Consider the following 15,979-nt stretch of genomic DNA (forward strand, 5'->3'; position numbering starts at 1 on the left):
CTGCTCGGTGGGGGTGCCGCCGGGGACCCGTTCCCCGGTGCCGCCGACGAGAACCGTCGGGGTCGTCGGGGTCCCGCTCCGGCGGGCCCGCCCACGGGCGGTGGCTTGCTCGGTGGGGGCGACGCCCCTTTCCCCAGCGCACCCGGTACACCCAGCACACCCGGCCCGGCCGGCGAAGGTCGTCGCGGGGTGTTCGGCCGGGGCCGTCGTGGTCCGGAGCCGTCCGGTCCGCCCACCGGTGGTGGTCTGCTCGGTGGGGACGACAGTCCCTTCCCCGACCCGTCCGGTCCGTCGACCGGCAGTCAGTCCCGCCTGAGGGACAGCGGTCCTGTCCGGCGCCCCGGTTCCGCGAGCCGCTCGGGTGGGAACGCGTTCCCCGACCCGTCGGCACCGGCCGAGGAGGGCCGGCGCTCAGGTCGTAGCCGCCGCACCGCCGACCCGTCCGGCTCGTCCGGCCCGCCCACGGGTTCCCGCGGTCTGTTCGGTCGCGGCCGGGCCGAGCCGGAGCCCGACCCGTTCCCCGATGCCCGGGCCGCGAACGCCGTCGGTGAGGGCCGCCGTCGCGACCCGGACCCGTCCGGCCCGCCCACCGGTGGCCGGGGCCTGCTCGGCCCCGTTCCCGACGACGACCGGGACGACGACCCCTTCACCCCGGCCGAGGGCAGCCGTGGGCTGCTCGACGCGGCCGACGACGGCCGCCGGCCGGGGCGTTCCCGCCGCCGTGAGCCCGACCCGTTCCCGATGGCGGGACCGGCGCAGGACGAGCTCACCCATCCCGTCCGACAGCGACGAGGAGACCGACCCGAACGAGGCGACCGCTCGATGGACCGATCGATCGAGAACGACCCGACCGGCCACGAGGCCGCCCGGGCAGCCTTGCGGAACATGGATCATCCGCCCCTGCCGGATGCGACGATCGTGGCCGTGGCGGCCAAGGACCACGGCCGGGCGGGCCGCAACCTGCCCGCGGCCATCGGTGTCGGTGTCGCCCTCGGCGTCCTGGCCCTGACCTCTCTGTTCGTGCGGCCCGAGGCGTTCGTGGCGCTGGCCTCGTTCGTCGTGGTGCTCTCGGTCTGGGAGCTCTCCGGCGCGCTGGCGGCCAAGCAGATCGTCGTGCCGGTCATCCCGGTCGCGGTCGGGGCACTCGGCATGCTGGTCTCGGCGTACGTCGCCGGGCCGGAGGGGCTGCTGGTCAGCTACATGCTCACGGCCTTCGGCATCCTGCTCTGGCGGATCGTCGAGGGCCTCGACGGCGCGATGCGCGACGTCACCGCGGGCCTGTTCGTGGCGGCGTACGTGCCGTTGCTGGCCGGGTTCGCGATCCTCATGCTCGCGGCCGACCAGGGGCCCAAGCGGGTGGTGACGTTCATCCTGGTCACCATCGCCAGCGACATCGGTGGTTACATCGCGGGGGTGCTGTTCGGCAAACACCCGATGGCCCCCAGGATCAGCCCGAAGAAGTCCTGGGAGGGCTTCGCCGGGTCGATGGTGGCCTGCCTGATCGCCGGTACGGCCTGCGTGGTGTTCCTGCTCGACGGCCCGCCCTGGGTGGGTGCGGTGATCGGCATCGCCGCCGTGTTCACCGCCACCGGGGGAGACCTGTCCGAGTCCCTGCTCAAGCGTGACCTGGGCATCAAGGACATGGGCAACCTGCTGCCCGGCCACGGCGGAATCATGGACCGGATGGACTCGTTGCTTCCCTCGGCGCCTGTCGTCTACCTGCTGCTGTTCTTCCTGCTCTAGACCCGAAGAAAGATCTGATGACCTCCGAAGCCCCGTCCGCACCGCTGCCCGAGCCGCGGCCGACCGCCCCCGAGCCCGGCAAGCTGCTCATGGTGGCGCCCCGCCGGGGCAAGCCGCCGAAGCACCTGGCCGACCTGACGCTCGCCGAGCGGATGGCCGCGGTCAAGGAGCTGGGCGAGAAGCCGTTCCGGGGTCGTCAGCTGTCGGTGCACTACTTCGAGCGCCTGGCCGAGCTGGACGCGAAGAACCCGGACAGCGCGGCGGCCCTCACCGACCTGCCCGCGGCCTCGCGTCAGCCGCTGCTCGACGCCCTGCTGCCGAACCTGATCCACCCGGTGCGCGAGCTGGTCTGCGACGACGGCGCCACGATCAAGACGGTGTGGCGGCTCTTCGACGGGGCCCTGGTGGAGAGCGTGCTCATGCGCTACCCCGACCGGGCCACGGTCTGCGTCTCCAGCCAGGCCGGCTGCGGCATGAACTGCCCGTTCTGCGCCACCGGCCAGGCCGGGCTCACCCGCAACCTGTCCACGGCCGAGATCGTCGAGCAGGTCCGCACGGCTGCGCGGCACATGCGCACGGCAGCGCCCCTGGGCAAGAGCACCGAGGGCGCGCCCCTCGGCGAGGAGGCGGAGGAGGGCCAGGCCGGCCGCGTCAGCAACGTGGTCTTCATGGGCATGGGCGAGGCCCTGGCCAACTACAAGGCCGCGATCGGCGCGATCCGCCGCCTCACCGACCCGGCCCCCGAGGGTCTGGGCATGTCCGCCCGGGGCATCACCATGTCGACGGTCGGCCTGGTGCCGGCCATCGACAAGCTCGCGGCCGAGGGCATCCCGGTCACGCTGGCCCTGAGTCTGCACGCCCCCGACGACGAGCTGCGCGACGAGCTGGTGCCGATCAACACCCGCTGGAAGGTCGGCGAGACCCTCGATGCCGCGCGGCGCTACTTCGACGCCACCGGTCGCCGGGTCAGTATCGAGTACGCCCTGATCAAGGACATCAACGACCACGAGTGGCGGGGCGACATGCTCGGCCGCGAGCTGAACAAGCGGGGCAAGGGCTGGGTGCACGTCAACCCGATCCCGCTCAACCCCACGCCGGGCTCCAAGTGGACCGCGAGCACCCGCCGCGCCCAGAACGCCTTCGTGAACGCCCTACGTGAGCGCGGCGTGCCCACCACGGTCCGCGACACCCGGGGCCAGGAGATCGACGGCGCGTGCGGCCAGCTGGCCGCCACCGTCTGAGCAACCCCGAGCAACCCCGAGCAGTGGCGTGACGGTGGGCACCGGCGGGTGCCCACCGCACAGCTGACGTACCGGAACGCTCTCCGGACGGACCACAGCGGCATCAAAAAGTCACGGGTGCATCACAACTGGTGAGCTGCTGCAAATTTCACGTGTCCCATCTGCGGACCGACCCCCACGGACGCGCCCGTCGGGTGCAGAATGTGAGCCGTGAGCGACACCTTTCCGCGGGCAGGCCGGCTATCCAAGGGCTACGACATCGACCAGGTCGAGTCCTTCCTGGGCCGGGCCCGGTCCGCGTACGAGGAGAACGGGCGTGGGCCCGCGATGACGTCGTGGCACGTCCGCACGGTCGGCTTCGACCTGGTGCGCGGCGGGTACGACGTGGACGCGGTCGACGCGGCCCTGGACCGCATCGAAGATGCCTTCGCCCGTCGTGAGAAGCAGCGGGGTGAGGAGCGCAGCGGTAGCCAGGCCTGGCAGACCCAGCTCCGTACTCAGGAGCAGTCGCTGCGCGCCCAGCTCGGCCGGGGCGACGGCGAGCGGTTCCCGCGGGGCAGCGGCATGGAACTCACCTACGACCTCGACGCGGTCGACGACCTCTGCATCCGCATCGAGGAATCGTTCGCGATGGGCCAGCCCCTGCCGCCCGACGCCGTGCGCCTGGCGGTGTTCAAGAGCCGGCGCGGCTCCCGCGGTTACCGCGAGGCCTCGGTCGACGCCTTCCTCGACCGCGTGGTCGAGCTGCTGGTGGTCCAGACGGTCTAGAACCAAGCCCCAGAATTGAGGACGCCCGACAGCCGAAAGCTGTCGGGCGTCCTCAATTCGGTGGTCGCCTCCCCACCCGGGAAGGGGACTAATCCATCTCCACCACGAGGTCGGCGCGGTCACTGCTGGCCTCGATGAGCAGGGCGTTGGGCTGGTCGGTCTGCTCGATCCACTGTGCCGCGAACTGGGGGGTCTTGCCGAAGAGCACGTGCCGGGCGAGCAGGCGTTCCAGGCGCAGGTCTTCCGGGGTGCGGCAGAACCAGACCTCGTCGAGCTGTTCCCGGGCCCGGTCCCAGTCGCCGCCGAGCAGGAGGTAGTTCCCCTCGGTGACCACGACCCGGACACTGGGCGGCACGGCGATGGCCCCGGCGATCGGCTGCTCGATGGTGCGCTCGAAACCCGGGGCGTAGACCAGGTCACCCGACTCGCGCAGCCGGTGCATCAGCGCCGAGTACCCGAGCGCGTCGAACGTCTCCGGGGCCCCCTTGCGGTCGCGCAGGCCGAGTCGGTCGAGGGTGACGTCGGCCAGGTGGAATCCGTCCATCGGCACGTGGGCCACGTGCTCGGGGCCGATCCGGTCGGCGAGCACCGCGACCAGCTTCTCGGCCAGTGTGCTCTTGCCCGCGCCGGGCACTCCGGCGATGCCGACGATGACCCGGTCGCCCATCCGCGCGGCGGCCAGTTTCAGGACCCGGGTGCTGAGTTCGTCCATCGTCGGTCGCACCAGGGCATCATGCCCTGCCACCGTGTTCTGCGCAGGTACGGGCGCGCCGCTCACGGGTGACGAGCCGCGGACAGACCGTTCACCAGGTAGGTGTGGGCGTGCTTCGCCAGGTCCGCGCCGTCCGACCAGAGGTTGCGCCAGATCGCCAGGTCGTTGGACAGGCCGGGCGCCACGACGGCCGAGCTGAACGACTCGAAGGTGATCGGGCCGGTGTAGTCGATGTCGGCCAGGGCGTGGAAGAACGCGGTGAAGTCGATGTGTCCGCTGCCCAGGTAGCCGCGGTGGTTCTCGCCGATGTGCACGTAGCCGAGCCGGTCGCCGACCTCGTGCACGGGCCGCACCATGTCGGCCTCCTCGATGTTCATGTGGTAAGTGTCGAGGTGGATCTTCACGTTGTCGGCACCGATGTCGTCGGCCAGCAGCAGGGCGTCGTGCGCGGTGTTGATGACGTTGGTCTCGTAGCGGTTGCAGATCTCGAGCATCAGCGTGATGTCGTGCTCCGCAGCCTGCTTGGCCAGGTCGCGCAGCACTGCGATGACGTTGTTGCGGCCGGCTGTCGACAGCGGCGCCGCAGCCTTCCCGAACGCGCTGTACAGGGCACCCGCGAACATCGTGCCGCCGATGGCAGCGGTGATCTCGAGCGACTTGCTGAGCAGTTGCGCGCCGCGGGCCACCACGGCCGGGTCCTCGCTGGACACGTCGGCGTCGGGGGCCAGGCCGCGTGAGCAGGCGACCTGGAGACCGGCCTGCTCCAGGGTGGTGCGGGCGTGCGCGGTGTCCATGGTGAGGCCGTCGTGCAGGGAGAACTCCAGCAGGTCGTACCCGGCCTCCTTCGTGCTTCTCACCGCCTGCTCGACCTCGGCGGGGCTGGTGCTGCCGGCCCAGACCAGCGCGTGCACACCCAGAGCGTTCATGGTGAATCTCCTTACGATGAAATGAAAGTCAGGACTGCTGGGCGCCGGTGATCAGCGCGACGATCTCCTCGCCGGTGGTCTGCGCGATCCGCCGCCCGGCGACGCAGCGGCCCGCGCGCATCACCCAGACGTGGTCGGCCAGGCGCATCACCTGGGCGAAGTTGTGGCTGATCAGCAGCACGGCGTGGCCGTCCTCGCGGAGCTTGGTGATGAGCTTCTCGACGCGCTCGGTCTCCTGGACCCCCAGAGCCGCGGTCGGCTCGTCCATGATCACCAGCTTGGAGCTGAAACCGGCGGCGCGGCAGATGGAGACGGCCTGGCGCTGGCCGCCCGACAGACGCCGCACGGTGGAGGTGACGCTGGGTACGTTGACCGCCAGCGTCGAGACCATGCGCTGCGCCTCGCGCTTCATGGCGCGCTTGTCGAGGATCGCCAGCGGCCCGAAGCCGTGCACGATCTCGCGGTTCAGGAACAGGTTCTGCCAGACGGTGAGGTCCTCGACCAGGGCCAGGTTCTGGTGCACGGTCTCGATGCCGGCGTTGCGTGCGTCCTCCGGGGTGGAGAAGTGCGCCGGCTGCCCGTCGAAGCGGACCGTGCCGTCGTCGGGGCGGTGGATTCCGCTGAGACACCGCACCAGGGTGGATTTCCCGGCGCCGTTGTCGCCGACCAGGGCGGTGATCTCACCGGGCTGCAGGGTGAGGGAGACGTCGCGCAGGGCGCGGACGCTGCCGAAGGAGAGCGAGACGTTCTCGACGGAGACGAGGTCGTGCGTCACGGTGGTCGCGGTCACGGTGATCTCCTACTTCTGGAAGCGCATCAGGAGGGCGGCGAGCACCACGACGATGCCGACCGCGAGCGGCTGGTAGAACTGCGAGACGCCGACCAGGGTCAGGCCGTTGACCAGCACGGTCAGCACCAGGGCACCGAGCACCGGGCCGACGATGGTGGCCCGGCCGCCGAGCAGGCTGACGCCACCGAGCACGACGGCGGCCACGGTGTTCAGGGTCATCGTGGTGTCGGCGGCGGGGGAGGAGGCGCCGATCCGGGCGACCAGCAGGATGCCCGAGAGCCCGGCCAGCACACCGGAGACGGTGTAGACGGCGATCTTGATCCGGGCGGTGCTGATACCGGTCGCGGTGGCCGCCTCGGGGGAGCCGCCGGCGGCCAGCACGTGCGTGCCGAACCTGGTGTTGAACAGCACCACGTGGGTGATCACGGCGATGACGACGGCGAGCAGGAAGGTCCAGCCGAACAGGCCGATGCCGCGGGTGGAGAACTTGAGCAGGAACGGGCTGATCACGGTGGTGGGCTTTCCGTCGGCCAGGATCAGGGCCAGGCCCGAGGCCGCGCTCAGCGAGCCCAGGGTGACCACGAAGTCGGGAATCCTGCCCTTGGCGATCAGGGCGCCGTTGACCGCGCCGAACACCAGGCCGGTCACGACCGCGAGCACCATGCACAGCGGCAGGGCCCAGCCCTGGGTGAAGGCCCAGCCGAAGGCGCAGGCGGCGAAGGTCATCACCGAGGCCACGCTGAGGTCGATGCCCCCGGTGGCGATGGTGAAGGTCTGGCCGATCGACAGGATGATCAGGATGGCGGCGGCGACCAGGATCGACTGGACGTTGCCATAGCTGAGGAAGGTCGAGTTGAGCGCCTGGAACACGATCGTCAGGCCGATCAGGCCGACGAGCGCGGCCCAGTCGGCCCAGAACGCGGGGTCACGTAGTCGCTGACTACGGGCGGGCGCCGGGGGTGCGGGGGGCGCCTCGACGGTGGTCGCGGTCATCGCAGAACCTTTCGGGTCTGAAGCGGCGGGTTTTCGGTCCGGGAACAGGGGACGCCGGGGGTCGCCGACGAGGCCGGTCGCGTCGGAATTCCGGTTGCCTGCGAACGGCTTACGGACGATGTGGTCGGCGCGCGCGGGCCGGGGCCCGAGGTTCGGGGGGAGGGCGGACCGCTACTTGAGCAGGTCGGCGATCGGGTCCTCGTAGTCGCCGAACGGCTTCGGGGTGGCCTTGAGGGCCTGGTCGGCGACGTCCTGGGTGACCAGCTCGACCGGTGCGTTCACGGTGGTCGGCAGGGTCTTGCCGGCGGCCGCGGCGGCGCAGGCCTCCACACCCATCTCGCCGATGGTGTACGGGTACTGGGCCACGGTGGCGGTCAGGCCGCCGTCCTTGACCGAGGTCAGGGCCTCCTCGACGCCGTCGGTACCGATCACCTTGACGTCGCCGGTCTTGCCCGCGTTCTCGACGGCGCGCACCACGCCGAGGGCCATGTCGTCGTTGGCGACGTAGAAGCCCTTCAGGTCGGGGTGGGCCCGCAGCACGGTGGTGGCCTGGGTGAGGGCCTTCTCGCGGTTCCAGTCGGCGGCGACCTCCTGTACGACCTTCACCGAGGACGAGAGGCCGGACGTGAAGCCCTCCACGCGCTTGCCGCTGGTCACGTCGCCGGAGGTACCGCCGATCACGGCCACCTCGCCGGAGGTGATCTGCTTGACCATCTCCTGGCCGGCGAGCCGGCCGGCCGCGACGTTGTCGGTGCCGATGTAGGTGGCGGGGGTGGCACCCGCGGCCTGGGCCGCCTCCTCCTCGACGGGGGAGTCGATGTTGACGATCGTCTTCTTCGCCGCGGCCAGCTTGGCCAGGCCCTGCACCAGGTTCGTGCCGGTGATCGGGTTGACGACGTAACAGCTGAAGTCCTGCCCGGCGAGGGCGGTGAGCTTGTCGGCCTGACCGGTGGTGTCGGTGATCGAGTTCGCGGCCTGGATCGTCGGGTCGATACCGGCCGTGCTCGCGCCGGCCTTGATGCCGTCTTCCATCGTCTGGAAGAAGGGGTTGTCGAGGCCCTTGATCACCGCGGCGACCTTGGCCGGCTTGGCCGGATCACCGGAGGCCGGGCCGGAGCCCGAGGACGAACTGCCGCAGGCCGCGAGGGCGGCGGCGGTGCAGGTCAGGGTGGCGCCGAGGGTGGCGATGCGTCGGATCGAGGTGCTGGCTCCCACGTTGGAGCCTCCTTTTCGAACGGGGTACGGCTTCGTACCGCCAACGGTCTGGTTGATTACACGTCCTGTTGCGTCCACTGTCAATCGTTAAGAGGGGACCTTTTGCAAACTCGCTAGACAGAAATAGGATGTGGTCGTGTCCGAATCCCGCGAGCTCAGCGTTGACTCGTACGTCCCCCCGGAGATGCTGCGATGACTGCCGTCCCCCAGGCCCCGGCCACGTCCTCCGTCCCCCCGGACGGCTCAGCTCCGGCTGCGCCCGGAAGCGTGAGTGGCGTGGGCGAGATCCTCGCCCTGTTCCGCGACGGCACGGCCCTCACCCGGTCCGAGGTGATGACCAGCACCGGCCTGTCCCGCACCACGGTGAACCAGCGGCTCGACCAGTTACTGCAGGCCCGCCTGATCGCGCCCGCCGGTGAGGACAGCCCGACCCGGGGCCGGCCCGCCACCCGGTTCGGCTTCAATGCCGCCCGGGGTGTGCTGCTCGTGGCCGACCTCGGCGCGACCGGGATGCGGGCGGCCGTGTGCGACCTGAACGGCGTCATCGCCTCGGAGAGCCAGCAGCGCATCGACATCACCGAGGGCCCCGACCGGATCATCGGCCTGGTCGGAGAGCATTTCACCCGCCTGCTGGCGGAGACCGGCAACACTCCGCACGATGTCCACGGCATCGGGATGTCGGTGCCCGGACCGGTCGATTTCAACCGCGGTGTCGTGGTGAACCCGCCGATCATGACCGGCTGGGACGGCTACGACATCCGCGGCTGGTTCGCCCGCTCCTACGACTGCCCGGTCCTGGTGGACAAGGACGTCAACGCGATGGCGTTCGGCGAGTACCGCCGCAACTTCCCCACCACCGGCCATCTGCTGATGCTCAAGCTGGGCACCGGGATCGGCGCCGGGGTGGTGGTCGGTGGCCAGATCTACCGGGGGGCCGACGGCGCGGCCGGCGACATCGGCCACTCCCAGATGACCCAGCCCGACGACGAGGACCAGCCGCTGTGCCGGTGCGGCAACGTCGGCTGCGTGGAGGCGTACGTGGGGGGCTGGGCCCTCATGCGTGACCTCCAGGCGGCCGGCCGCGACGTGGCCAGTGTCGACGCCGCGATCGAGCTGGCGCTGGCCGGTGACCCGGTCGCCGTGCAGATCACCCGCCGGGCCGGGCGCGTGCTCGGTGCGGCCGTGGCCGGCGCGGTGAGCCTGTTCAACCCGCGCGTCGTGGTGATCGGCGGTCAGCTGGCCCGCGTCGAGGGGCAGCTCTTCGCCGGGATCCGCGAGATGGTCTACCGGCGCTCGCTGCCCCTGGCCACCACCCGCCTGCAGATCGTGCGCAGCTCGCTCGACAACACGGCCGGCCCGATCGGTCTGGCCCTCTCGGTGGCCGACGCGATCTTCGCCCCGGACGCGGTGGGCCGGCTGATCACCGATCCCGCCTGACCCCTACAGCCGGCCCGCCCCCGGTCGACAGGACCCGGAAGAGTCGTGGGCAGGACGGGATGTGACGGGCAGGGCTGATCTTTCGGATGAGGTGGCGCGGCAGGGCCTTCGTGGTCGCGGTGGCGGGCCTCCTCGTCGCGGCCGCTGTCGTGCTGCCCACCACCCAGGCGGTCTTCAGCGCCGGCACCGACACCGGCGCGACATTGTCCAGCCGCGGCGACTTCGCCGTGGGGCCGCTCTACAAGTGGGGCCTGAACACCACGCCCCAGCAGAGCCCGTCACAGGTGGGCCGCAACACCACCTGGAGCCGGGCGACGGCCGGCAGCGGGCACTCCTGCGCCGTGCGCACCGACTACAGCCTGTGGTGCTGGGGGACGTCGAGCTCCGGGGAGCTCGGGCTGGGGATCGGCGCGTCCGAGTACGTCGTCGGCCCGACCCGGGTCGGCTCGGGCAACTACTCACAGGTCTCCGCCGGGAGCGCCACCACCTGCGCGATCCGGACCACGAGCACCCTGTGGTGCTGGGGCCGCAACAGCAGCGGCCAGCTGGGTCTCGGCGACACGGCGTCGCGGACCGTGCCGGTTCAGGTCGGTTCCGCGGGGGACTGGACCCGGGTGGCGACCGGCGACACCAGCACCTGCGGGGTGCGCTCGGGCGGGACGCTCTGGTGCTGGGGCGACAACACCTACGGCCAGCTCGGGCTGGGCGATGCCACCCGCCGCACCTCCCCGGTCCAGGTCCCCGGCACCGGCTGGGCGGGCGTGAGCCTGAACGGGACCTCCGTCTGCGCCGTGACCACGGCCGGGGCGCTGTGGTGCTGGGGCAGCAACGGCAGCGGCCAGCTCGGGCTGGGCGACACCGCCGACCGCTCGGCCCCGGTCCAGGTCGGCTCGGCCACCTGGAGCTCGGTGAGCGCCGGGAGCCAGCACACCTGCGGGGTGCGCTCGGGCGGCACGCTGTGGTGCTGGGGCCTGAACACCTCCGGTCAGCTGGGCCTGGGCGACACCACGGCCCGGTCGTCGCCCGTTCAGGCCGGGACCGGCACCGACTGGTCCACGGTCGCGCTCGGCAACGCCGACAGCTGTGGCGTGCGCACCGACGGCGGACTGTGGTGCTGGGGCTCCGGAGCCCGCGGCATGCTCGGCACCGGTGACACCACCAACCGCACGGCCCCGACCCGGATCGGCAGCGCCACCGACTGGAGCTCGATCGGCGCCGGCGTGCAGCACACCTGCGGGGTCCGGGGCGACGGCACCCTCTGGTGCTGGGGATACGGGTTCAGCGGCCAGCTGGGCAAGACCCTGGCCGCGCCGTCTCAGGTCGGATCGGTGACATCCTGGCAACGTCTGGCCCCCGGACGGCTCAATCTCTGCGGCCTGCGCGAGGACTCGACCCTGTGGTGCGCGGACTACAACGGCTGGGGACAGCTGGGCCAGGGTGACTACCTGGTGCGGTCCGCGCTCACCCAGGTGGGTACGGCAGCCTGGCGGTCGGTCGGCATCGGGCAGTACCACGTGTGCGGGGTCCGCTCCGACGGATCGCTCTGGTGCTGGGGCGAGAACTCCAACGGTGAGGCGGGGTTCGGCAACACCGCGAACTACGTCTCACCGCGGCAGGTGGGCACCGACACGAACTGGGCCACCGTCTCCGCGGGCCTGGCCTACACCTGCGCCACCCGCACCGACGGCTCCCTGTGGTGCTGGGGCCTGAACTCCACCGGTCAGCTCGGGCTCGGCGACACGAACGACCGCACGGTCCCGGTCCAGGTCGGTACCGACACCACCTGGCGCCGGGTCAACTCGGTCTACGGGGCCTCGTGCGGGATCCGGGCCGACAGCAGCCTGTGGTGCTGGGGCTGGAACCTGCGCGGTGAGCTCGGCCTGGGCGACACCACCAACCGCACCGCCCCGGTCCAGGTCGGCACGGACACCGACTGGGCCGACGTGCAGACCGGCGGGGTGCACACCTGTGCCCTGAAGACCGACCACACACTCTGGTGCTGGGGCGCCAACGACAACGGTCAGCTCGGCCTGAACGACAGCACCCAGCGCACCGCCCCCACCCAGGTCGCCGGCACCGCCTGGTACTCGCTCAGCCTCGGCTACGCCCACACCTGCGCGATCCAGGCCGACACCTCGCTGTGGTGCTGGGGCTTCAACGGCACCGGTCAGCTCGGCCTGAGCGACACCACCGACCGGGCCGTCCCCACCCAGGTCCCGGGCGTGCGGACCGCCTACGTCGCGGCCACCTGGTTCAGCACCTACGCCACCCAGTTCACCTCGTAGGAGCAACCCCCACGCAACCCCGGCTCCCGCAAGATGCACGCCATGCGCGACCCGCACGACACGCCACCCACCGCGCCCTCTCGTGATCAGTCGGGCCTTCCCCGTGATCAGGTAGTCACCCAGCCTCCGGCCGGGGAAGATTTGCCTGATCACGACGGGTGGGTGAACGACGCGGGCGGTGGGACCTACTCCTTCGGGAGGTTCCCCAGCACGCGGTCGACCTGGATCGCCAGGACCACGCGGGACGGGTTCTCCCGCGGCTCCCGGTACCGCTCCGCGTACCGGCGCTCGCCCTCCCGAACCTCGGCCTCGTCCTCCAGCAGGTGGGCCGGACCCTCCAGGGTGAGCCAGAAACGCCCGTCCACCACCGACACCGCCGCGCGGGTGCCGCGCGCGGCGTTGCGGGCCTTGACGCTGTCGCCCGAGCAGATCACCCGCACCCGGCGGGCCGGGGCGTCCCAGGTGAAACCGACGGGCACGACGTGCGGACTGCCGTCGGCGCGCAGGGTGGTGAGGGTCGCCAGATGCCGCTCGGTCAGCAGGGGCCGGGCGGAGGCGGGAAGATCAGCGGGGTCGAAGGCCACGGGGCAAGGGTGCCACGGGTCCTCGATACCGATGGACGGAGGAGTGCACACATGACGAGCTACGCCGGTGAGTACCGCAAGAGCCTCGACGACCCGGCGGCGTTCTGGGGTGAGGCGGCGCGGGCCATCTCCTGGAACCGCAAGCCCCGGCAGGTCCTGGACGAGGAGAACGCCCCGATCTACCGCTGGTTCCCCGGCGCGCGGCTGAACACCTGTTACAACGCGCTGGACCGCCACGTCGTCGCGGGCCGGGCCGACCAGGCCGCGCTGATCTACGACTCGCCGGTCACCGGGACGAAACGCACCTACACCTACGCCGAACTGCTCGACCTGACGGCCCGTTTCGCCGGTGGTCTGGAGGCCTGCGGGGTGACGAAGGGCGACACCGTGCTGATCTACATGCCGATGGTGCCCGAGGCGGTGATCGCGATGCTGGCCTGCGCGCGGATCGGCGCCGTGCACTCGGTGGTGTTCGGCGGTTTCGCCCCGGCCGAACTGGCGGTCCGGATCGACGACGCCCGGCCCAAGGTCGTGGTCGCGGCGTCGTGCGGCGTGGAGCCCACCCGGGTGATCGAGTACAAGCCGTTGCTCGACGAGGCGCTGCGCCGGGCCGGGCACCGGCCGGAGACGACGGTGGTCTTCCAGCGGCCCCAGGCGGTGGCCGAGATGGGACCCCAGGACGTCGACTGGCGCACGCTGATGACGCCCAACGCGGTGCCGCCGGCGGCGTGCGTCACGGTGGAGGCGACCGATCCGCTGTACATCCTCTACACCTCGGGCACGACCGGCCGGCCGAAGGGCATCGTGCGCGACAACGGCGGGCACGCGGTGGCCCTGGCCTGGTCGATGAAGGCCGTGTACGACATCGGGCCGGGCGACGTGATGTTCACCGCCAGCGACGTCGGCTGGGTGGTGGGGCACTCGTACATCGTCTACGCGCCGCTGCTGGCCGGGGCCACCACAGTGCTCTACGAGGGCAAGCCGGTCGGGACGCCCGACGCCGGGGTGTTCTGGCGGATCGTGGACGAGTACAAGGTAAATGCTGTGTTCACCGCGCCGACCGCGTTCCGGGCGATCCGCCGCATCGACCCGTCGGCGAAACTGCTAGAGGGCTATGACATCTCGAGCCTGCGCACGTTGTTCCTGGCCGGTGAGCGGCTCGACCCGGACACCTACCGCTGGGCGTCGGAGAAGCTCGGGGTGCCGGTGGTGGACCACTGGTGGCAGACCGAGACGGGCTGGCCGATCTGTGCGAATCCGCGTGGGCTGGAGGATCTTCCGGTCAAGGCGGGGTCTCCCTCGGTGCCGTTGCCGGGCTACGACGTGCAGGTGCTGGACCCCCTGGGACAGCCGCTGGGCCCGGACCAGGAGGGGGCCATCTGCATCCGCCTGCCGCTGCCGCCGGGCACCCTGGCCACACTCTGGCAGGACGACGAGCGGTACGTCTCCTCGTACCTGTCCGCCTTCCCGGGCTACTACCTCTCGGGTGACGGCGGGTACCGGGACGGGGACGGCTACCTGTTCGTCATGGGCCGCACCGACGACGTGATCAACGTGGCCGGGCACCGGTTGTCGACCGGGTCGATGGAGGCCGTGCTGGCGGCGCACCCGGCGGTCGCCGAATGCGCGGTGATCGGGGTGCACGACGAGCTGAAGGGCCAGCTGCCGCGCGGTTTCGTGGTGCTGAAGGCGGGCGTCGAGACTCCGGGCGATCAGCTGCGGGACGAATTGGTGACGCTCGTGCGCACCGAGATCGGTGCGGTCGCCTCCCTGCGGCGCGTGGATGTGGTGGCCGCGCTGCCCAAGACGCGCTCGGGAAAGATCCTGCGTAAGACGATGCGGGAGATCGCCGACGGGGCGCCGGTGAGCGTACCGAGCACGATCGAGGACGTGTCGGTGCTGGACGCGCTCACGCCGGTCCTGCGGGGCTGATCCCGGAGGCTTACGGGACGACGAAGGCCCCGGTCCGTGGACCGGGGCCTTCGTGGTGCTCTCAGTCGAGCGTGATCTTCAGGGAACCGTCGAACCGGATGCTGCGCACAGTCTCGGTCTGTGCCCGGGCCTCCAGCGCCCTCGGGGCGGGGGTACCCCCTCAGATCTCGATGGTGCGCTCCAGGTTCGCCAGCTTGCGGCGGGCCAGGGCCAGGTTCGAGCGGTGCTTGTCCAGCGCCAGGTAGAGGAACAGGCCGATGCCGGACTGGTCGGTGATCAGGCGGATCAGGTGGTACTGGGTGTCCAGCGTGATCAGGATGTCCTCGATGCCCTCACGCAGGCCCAGGGCCTCCATGGTGCGCAGCTTCGAGCGGACGACCTCGGTGTTGCCCGCCGCGGCGACCTCGAGGTTCAGACTGCCGCCACCGGCCTGGCCGAGCGTCATACCGCTCGTGTAGTCCACCAGCGCGACGCCGACGGCGCCGTCGATCTGCATGGCTTCCTTGAGGACGATGTCGATGTTCGTCACGTTGTCTTCCTTCCGGCCCTGAAGGCTGGTGTGAGGGGAGCGGAGTTGCAGAGCGGTTCCGGGCCGGTCACCGGACCCGGAACCAAGGGGCCGGCGGGCAGGACTGACAGCAGACCCGTCGGGAATGCTCTCTGCTTGTCTTTCGGCAGTCCTGGCCGGATACCAATCCGCCGATTGGTCGGTCCGGCGACGCAGGGCGCCCTCCGGGGCCGACCGGGTGGCCGGCTGGGCCTGGGCCCGGACGTGCCGCAGATCGATGGGCTCGGTATTGGGGGAGACCCGGGCGGGTGCTCGTTCGGGGGAGCCGGGGGAGGCGCTGGGCGGGGTGCCGTAGCCGGTGCCGTCGTAGCCCGCGTAACCGCCGGGGCGGCCCGGGTCGACGGGGGCGGGCCGGGCCGTCCCGTGCACGAGCTGCTGCGGCTGGCTGCGGGGGGCCGGGTCCGGCACCCTCGGCGCGGCCGGCTGCGCGCCGGAACGGGCGGCGCGGTAGCCCTGCTCGGTGCGGTAGTCGTTGGGGAAGGACGGCCCGTACTCACCCGGGGCCGCTGCCTGCGGGGGCTGGGTGTGGGGGATCTGCGTGTGGGTGGGCTGTGCGCGAGGGGGCTGTGCGGGAGTGCCGTCGACCATGGCCCGGCGAGCTTCTTCCTGACGGCGGGCCTCGGCCGCGATCGGCGACGACGAGACCAGATAGGTACCGGAGACCGGCGAGATGACAGTGGCGGAGGAGATGATCGACTCGGCGCCGGTGACGGGCGGTACGTCCGCGCCGGCCAGGGGGTGTTCACCCGGCTGCTCCGACTGGGGCTTGGGGCGCCGGGTCCGGG

General features: G+C 71.2%; 13 protein-coding genes. 6 read left to right on the top strand and 7 right to left on the bottom strand.

Annotated elements, in window-relative coordinates:
* The 3 genes from LR393_RS27640 to LR393_RS27650 all read left to right on the top strand — a co-directional run.
* Positions 1-1,743, top strand: a 1,743-nt coding sequence (locus LR393_RS27640) for a phosphatidate cytidylyltransferase (RefSeq protein WP_231487821.1), incomplete at its 5' end; no start/stop codon positions are given.
* Positions 1,744-1,760: 17 nt separating this feature from the next.
* Positions 1,761-2,984, top strand: a complete 1,224-nt coding sequence (rlmN, locus tag LR393_RS27645) for a 23S rRNA (adenine(2503)-C(2))-methyltransferase RlmN (protein WP_231487822.1) — start codon at positions 1,761-1,763, stop codon at positions 2,982-2,984.
* A 210-nt stretch (positions 2,985-3,194) separates the two neighbouring features.
* Positions 3,195-3,752 (top strand): DivIVA domain-containing protein, encoded by a 558-nt coding sequence (locus LR393_RS27650; protein WP_231487823.1) that lies wholly within the window; start codon positions 3,195-3,197, stop codon positions 3,750-3,752.
* Between the two features lie 88 nt (positions 3,753-3,840).
* Here LR393_RS27650 and LR393_RS27655 read toward each other — a convergent pair whose 3' ends face one another.
* The 5 genes from LR393_RS27655 to LR393_RS27675 all read right to left on the bottom strand — a co-directional run bounded on the left by LR393_RS27655 (position 3,841) and on the right by LR393_RS27675 (position 8,388).
* Positions 3,841-4,464 carry a nucleoside/nucleotide kinase family protein gene (locus LR393_RS27655; RefSeq protein WP_269328000.1) on the bottom strand — a complete coding sequence of 208 codons (624 nt, stop codon included), beginning with the start codon at positions 4,462-4,464 and terminating at the stop codon, positions 3,841-3,843.
* 62 nt (positions 4,465-4,526) lie between these two features.
* A complete protein-coding gene (locus LR393_RS27660) occupies positions 4,527-5,390 on the bottom strand; it encodes a sugar phosphate isomerase/epimerase family protein (protein WP_231487825.1) in 864 nt (287 codons plus the stop codon).
* Positions 5,391-5,418: 28 nt separating this feature from the next.
* Positions 5,419-6,180, bottom strand: a complete 762-nt coding sequence (locus LR393_RS27665; RefSeq protein ID WP_231487826.1) for an ATP-binding cassette domain-containing protein — start codon at positions 6,178-6,180, stop codon at positions 5,419-5,421.
* 9 nt (positions 6,181-6,189) lie between these two features.
* Positions 6,190-7,173, bottom strand: a complete 984-nt coding sequence (locus LR393_RS27670; protein WP_231487827.1) for an ABC transporter permease — start codon at positions 7,171-7,173, stop codon at positions 6,190-6,192.
* 171 nt (positions 7,174-7,344) lie between these two features.
* Positions 7,345-8,388, bottom strand: coding sequence for a substrate-binding domain-containing protein (locus LR393_RS27675; protein WP_231487828.1), 1,044 nt, complete (start codon positions 8,386-8,388; stop codon positions 7,345-7,347).
* A gap of 276 nt (positions 8,389-8,664) precedes the next feature.
* On the opposite strand from LR393_RS27675, the gene LR393_RS27680 reads away from it, so the two are divergent.
* On the top strand, positions 8,665-9,825 hold the full coding sequence (locus tag LR393_RS27680) for an ROK family transcriptional regulator (protein WP_231487829.1): 1,161 nt from the start codon (positions 8,665-8,667) through the stop codon (positions 9,823-9,825).
* A gap of 86 nt (positions 9,826-9,911) precedes the next feature.
* On the top strand, positions 9,912-12,110 hold the full coding sequence (locus LR393_RS27685; RefSeq protein ID WP_231487830.1) for an RCC1-like domain-containing protein: 2,199 nt from the start codon (positions 9,912-9,914) through the stop codon (positions 12,108-12,110).
* A gap of 185 nt (positions 12,111-12,295) precedes the next feature.
* Here LR393_RS27685 and LR393_RS27690 read toward each other — a convergent pair whose 3' ends face one another.
* Positions 12,296-12,694, bottom strand: coding sequence for a PPOX class F420-dependent oxidoreductase (locus tag LR393_RS27690; RefSeq protein WP_231487831.1), 399 nt, complete (start codon positions 12,692-12,694; stop codon positions 12,296-12,298).
* Between the two features lie 51 nt (positions 12,695-12,745).
* Here LR393_RS27690 and LR393_RS27695 point away from each other — a divergent pair, with 51 nt between their 5' ends.
* The gene (locus tag LR393_RS27695; RefSeq protein WP_231487832.1) at positions 12,746-14,626 is read left to right on the top strand and encodes a propionyl-CoA synthetase; all 1,881 of its coding nucleotides are present in this window, start codon (positions 12,746-12,748) and stop codon (positions 14,624-14,626) included.
* Positions 14,627-14,786: 160 nt separating this feature from the next.
* On the opposite strand, the gene LR393_RS37255 is transcribed toward LR393_RS27695, so the two are convergent.
* Positions 14,787-15,122, bottom strand: coding sequence for a hypothetical protein (locus tag LR393_RS37255; protein WP_407937367.1), 336 nt, complete (start codon positions 15,120-15,122; stop codon positions 14,787-14,789).
* Positions 15,123-15,979 lie beyond the last annotated feature (857 nt).

Source organism: Kineosporia mesophila, from assembly GCF_021129235.1.
GTDB lineage: Bacteria > Actinomycetota > Actinomycetes > Actinomycetales > Kineosporiaceae > Kineosporia > Kineosporia mesophila.

What these genes read in the sequence shown, in the direction of transcription:
- LR393_RS27670 (WP_231487827.1), bottom strand. Translation starts at nt 7,173, where the DNA reads ATGACCGCGACCACCGTCGAGGCGCCCCCCGCACCCCCGGCGCCCGCC.
- LR393_RS27660 (WP_231487825.1), bottom strand. Translation starts at nt 5,390, where the DNA reads ATGAACGCTCTGGGTGTGCACGCGCTGGTCTGGGCCGGCAGCACCAGC.
- LR393_RS37255 (WP_407937367.1), bottom strand. Translation starts at nt 15,122, where the DNA reads ATGCAGATCGACGGCGCCGTCGGCGTCGCGCTGGTGGACTACACGAGC.
- rlmN (WP_231487822.1), top strand. Translation starts at nt 1,761, where the DNA reads ATGACCTCCGAAGCCCCGTCCGCACCGCTGCCCGAGCCGCGGCCGACC.
- LR393_RS27655 (WP_269328000.1), bottom strand. Translation starts at nt 4,464, where the DNA reads ATGGACGAACTCAGCACCCGGGTCCTGAAACTGGCCGCCGCGCGGATG.
- LR393_RS27695 (WP_231487832.1), top strand. Translation starts at nt 12,746, where the DNA reads ATGACGAGCTACGCCGGTGAGTACCGCAAGAGCCTCGACGACCCGGCG.
- LR393_RS27685 (WP_231487830.1), top strand. Translation starts at nt 9,912, where the DNA reads ATGAGGTGGCGCGGCAGGGCCTTCGTGGTCGCGGTGGCGGGCCTCCTC.